The following is a 3884-nucleotide window of genomic DNA, read 5'->3' as shown; positions in this document are numbered from 1 at the left end:
ATTAAGTAATCCTTACCTTTTAATCTGCAGATTGGCGAAAGCAAATACAATAGCTTCAGTTTCATGATAAGGGAGCTGGCAAGGTTTGTCAAGGAAGTTTTTCTTTCCCGTGAATTCCCTTTGAAGTTGAATATTGAAAATTGACTGGAGAGTTGTGGATTACTTTGTATATGTCATAACAAGCCATGGCGCTCTCAGCAAAACCATTTAGTATTAATTTTAGTTTGCCTGAATAAATAGCTATATCTCCGATTGCATATATCCTATCTCTACTGGTTTTAAGTGTAGCTGGGTCGACAACTATGCGGCTATGTTCTAACTGTATACCCCAATTGTTTATTGGACCAAGATTCATTGACAATCCAAAAAATGGCAGCAAAAAATCAGCGGATATTTCTTTTTCTTCCTTAGAGGCAATGTTTTTTACTATCACTGTGCTCAATTGCCCATTACCTCCTGCTAGTTCGTGTAATTGATATGGCACTACCAGTTCTATTTTTCCATCAATTTCAAGTGATTCTAATTTATTTCTAGTTTCAGGAGTGCAGCGAAATTCCTTTCTCCTATGTATCACATAAATTTTTTTTGCAACTTTAGAAAGTTCTACAGTCCAATCAGCTGCAGAATCACCCCCCCCTGCAATGACTATAGTTTTATCCTGAAAATCAGAAATTTTATTTACACTGTAAAATACAGATTTATTTTCATATTCTAATATACCACTTAAGGGTGGACGGTTAGGTTCAAACATTCCATTACCTGCAGCAACAATAACAGCCTTACATTTTACCTCTGTACCTATGCTCGTTATGATAGTAAAGTTTTCACCTTCGTTATTTGAAATCTTTTCTACTTTTTGACTTAAATGGTAAATAGGCTTAAATGGCGAAGCTTGCTCCATTAGCTGCTCAATTAATTTTTGGGCAGTAATTACAGGATAACCAGGTATATCGTATATTGGCTTTTCTGGGTAAAGAGCTGTGCATTGTCCTCCTGCTTGATCCAAAACATCTATTACATGACATCTCATATCAAGCATTCCCGCTTGAAAAGCAGTGAATATTCCAACAGGTCCTGCACCTATTATTACTATATCGGTTTTCATATTCAGATGGTAATCTATTTATAGATATTAGCTTTCTTCGCTAATAAGGTCAATTTACAAAGGGACGTATTTTTAAAAGATGTGGCTAGATTAGATAAGATTTCCAGCGTTATGAACCACATAGTCCAAATAAGCTCTAAAAATCAGCTAGCATAGCGAGATGCTGTGCGGACGGAATGGGATTCGAACCCATGGTACGCTCATCACGTACGTCAGTTTTCAAGACTGGTGCCTTAAACCGCTCGGCCATCCGTCCATTTCTTTTCTATCACAACATTTGATTTTAAGCAATCTATAAAAGCTTTACTTGCCCACGCAAAAGTTGCTAAACACACTACTCAATATTTCCTCAACATTAATAATTCCAATCACCGCACCAAGTTCAAATGCAGCAAGCCTCAAATCTTCAGATATCAACTCAATTGGATTATCGATATTAAAACGTTGTAAATGTTCCAGTGCTTTCTGCATGTGATTCCTATGTCTTTGCCGAGTGATTACAGGAGTGTCTCTACCATGCCCAAATTTTTCCTCTGCCTTCTCTTTTATGAGAGAGATCAATTTGTTTGTACCTATTCCCTTTAAAATAGAAATAGGTAGAAAATCTATGCCATTAATTTTTATATTGTGATTATTGATAACATCGTCAGCTTTGCTCAATACATAAATAGTATCGCTATTTACAACGTTGCAATTGATATTATGACGCTGTTCAAAAGGAAACAGTTCTATTCTTAAATCAGCTTCAAAAGACCTCTTTTTCGCTCGACTTATACCTTCTGATTCTATTGGATCTGAACTCTCACGAATTCCAGCAGTATCAGAGAGAATGATTGGGTATCCGCCAATGTCAATATGAGCTTCAAGTATATCTCTTGTTGTGCCTGCATATTCAGAAACAATAGCAATATCACGCTTGGCTAAGAAATTAAACAGAGTTGATTTACCGACATTTGGTTTACCAGTTATTACAACATGTAAACCCTCACGCAACCTTTCACCCCGTCTATTATCATTTAAATGCTCTTGTATCAACCGCACAAGAGCTCGCACTTCATTATTAATTTTTTCCAATTCATTTTTTTCTGTCCAAACATCCTCTGGAAAGTCTATATATGCTTCGATTTTGGATTGTATCGTTATTAATCTTTGCCTCCAATTGCTGTATAGTCTCTCCAATTCTCCTGATATCTGCTTAATCGCTTGTTTAGCTTGCATTTTCGTCTCAGCATCAATTAAGTCTGCAATTCCTTCTATTTGAGTTAAGTCAAATTTACCATTTAGAAAAGCCCTAAGTGAGAATTCTCCAGGCATGGCCATAACGAAAATTTTTGATAATTCCTCCAAGATGATTTTTATGACTGCCTTACTTCCATGCACTTGTAACTCTATAACATTCTCGCCAGTGAAACTGTTTGGAGCAGGGAAATAGATGATTATTCCATTATCTATCAATTGATTGAAATCATCATATAGATCAACTAAAGTAGCAAATCTTGGTTTAATTTCTTTCTTAATATGAAAATGATTTAAAGCTTTAAGCGCATAGTTGCCTGAAATTCTAATTACTGCAACTCCTGACTTACCAAATACGGTCGATAAAGCGAAAATAGTTTCATTTGTGTTTGTCATTATTTATATAAACTACTTAGCAATATTACACTTAAGAAACCAAAATACCTAATTTGAAAATATTCAAAATTTTTATCTATCTTGCTAGTTTATATTAATGCAGTACTATCATACTAGTGAATGTATTATATAGAAAAGCTGTAAAAGTCACCCAGGTGAAAATATTTATTTTGAAAACTGATAATATGATTTATAGTGACTGACACAAGTTTTAAATATTTTATGCTCAAGAAATTAGCTTGGTATTGGTCTTTTGCAGAGTTAATCAAAGGGTTTGCTATTACATTGAAATATATGTTCAAACCAAAGGTTACGTTAAGATATCCTATGGAGAAGGGCCCTTTAAGTCCAAGGTTTCGTGGTGAGCATGCGTTGCGTAGGTATCCAAACGGTGAAGAACGGTGCATAGCTTGTAAATTATGCGAAGTTATCTGCCCTGCTCAAGCAATAGTTATTGAAGCAGAGGAAAGAGAAGACGGTAGTCGTCGCACCACACGCTATGATATTGACATGACAAAATGCATATACTGCGGGCTTTGCCAAGAGGCATGTCCAGTTGATGCAATTGTGGAGGGTCCTAACTTTGAATTTGCTACTGAAACGAGAGAGGAGCTAATGTACAATAAAGAAAAGTTATTGCGTAATGGTGAAATTTGGGAAGACGCAATTGCACTCAGGTTAAAAAAGAATAGACCTTATTATTAATGTTCAGAGCTTATAACCCTGTTATCCATTATGATTTAAGGGCAGTGCCCACTAGGGGTGGTGTCATCCAAGTAGCTGATACACAACTGTACGAACATTTGTTTGCGAGGGCAGTATGTTAAATGTTATAGCCTGTTTTGCCTCAAACACAAAGGTGTCATCCCAGTGCTTGACACTGGGGTCCAGGTATAAAAATATTTGCAAATTGTGCAATGGACAACAGATTTTAGGAGCATACGTTAAACTATAGCTCTTTTTACAATAATCCGAACAGATCATAATATGCTACTGCTCTACCATAGCCATAAGCACATATCTTATCCTATTCGGACTATTGCGAGAAGTGCTATAATTTCCATTATAAAAATAAGATGGATCCCAGTGGGCTTTGTTGCATCGCTCTTCGGATAGTAGGTAACGCACAATAAATTTATGAAGCTAT

5 protein-coding genes and 1 tRNA gene are annotated in these 3884 nt (G+C 35.9%); 2 read left to right on the top strand and 4 right to left on the bottom strand.

Annotation, left to right across the window (positions count from 1 at the left end):
• Window positions 1–88: 88 nt before the first annotated feature.
• The 3 genes from OZD68_RS01570 to mnmE form a co-directional block, all read right to left on the bottom strand.
• Window positions 89–1105: an NAD(P)/FAD-dependent oxidoreductase gene (locus OZD68_RS01570; RefSeq protein WP_182309632.1), complete on the bottom strand. Its 1017-nt coding sequence runs from the start codon at window positions 1103–1105 to the stop codon at window positions 89–91.
• Between the two features lie 168 nt (window positions 1106–1273).
• Window positions 1274–1361, bottom strand: a tRNA-Ser gene (locus OZD68_RS01565).
• Between the two features lie 47 nt (window positions 1362–1408).
• Window positions 1409–2737, bottom strand: a complete 1329-nt coding sequence (gene mnmE, locus OZD68_RS01560) for a tRNA uridine-5-carboxymethylaminomethyl(34) synthesis GTPase MnmE (protein ID WP_182309633.1) — start codon at window positions 2735–2737, stop codon at window positions 1409–1411.
• Window positions 2738–2959: 222 nt separating this feature from the next.
• Between mnmE and nuoI the strand changes: the two genes are divergently transcribed.
• Window positions 2960–3442: an NADH-quinone oxidoreductase subunit NuoI gene (nuoI, locus tag OZD68_RS01555; RefSeq protein WP_041573606.1), complete on the top strand. Its 483-nt coding sequence runs from the start codon at window positions 2960–2962 to the stop codon at window positions 3440–3442.
• Window positions 3443–3505: 63 nt separating this feature from the next.
• On the opposite strand, the gene OZD68_RS01550 is transcribed toward nuoI, so the two are convergent.
• Window positions 3506–3721, bottom strand: a complete 216-nt coding sequence (locus OZD68_RS01550; RefSeq protein WP_182309634.1) for a hypothetical protein — start codon at window positions 3719–3721, stop codon at window positions 3506–3508.
• A gap of 3 nt (window positions 3722–3724) precedes the next feature.
• On the opposite strand from OZD68_RS01550, the gene OZD68_RS01545 reads away from it, so the two are divergent.
• Entirely contained in the window at window positions 3725–3853 is a 129-nt protein-coding gene (locus tag OZD68_RS01545) for a hypothetical protein (RefSeq protein ID WP_275008824.1), read from the top strand.
• Window positions 3854–3884: the final 31 nt, after the last annotated feature.

Origin of the sequence: Wolbachia endosymbiont of Drosophila bicornuta (assembly GCF_028982105.1) — a bacterium.
GTDB lineage: Bacteria > Pseudomonadota > Alphaproteobacteria > Rickettsiales > Anaplasmataceae > Wolbachia > Wolbachia pipientis.
This window is presented reverse-complemented; position numbering and strand designations above follow the sequence as displayed.